The following is a 300-nucleotide window of genomic DNA, read 5'->3' as shown; positions in this document are numbered from 1 at the left end:
CTGCAGCCCAACCCGGTCCACCTCGACCCGCGATGGGCCAGCCTCTCACACGGCGTCCACCAGCTCAACGCAACACTCCTCGTCATCCTAAACGTGGACGCGGTTCTTGCATTTGAAACGGAACGGCAGGCGGCCTGAGAGGGCCATCTCGCGATCATGTCCCTGCCCAAGAAGAAGGATCAATCATCATGAGTCTTGACCTCTCCATACCGGTACTTGTCGTTGACGATTATCAGACGATGATCCGGATCCTGCGCAACCTGCTCAAGCAGATCGGCTTCAAGGACGTGGACGACGCCT

1 pseudogene is annotated in these 300 nt (G+C 58.0%); it reads left to right on the top strand.

The window, feature by feature from the left end:
- Positions 1-188 precede the first annotated feature (188 nt).
- Positions 189-300, top strand: a pseudogene (locus DES45_RS25940) (two-component system response regulator); the annotation flags it as partial.

Origin of the sequence: Microvirga subterranea (assembly GCF_003350535.1) — a bacterium.
GTDB lineage: Bacteria > Pseudomonadota > Alphaproteobacteria > Rhizobiales > Beijerinckiaceae > Microvirga > Microvirga subterranea.
This window is presented reverse-complemented; position numbering and strand designations above follow the sequence as displayed.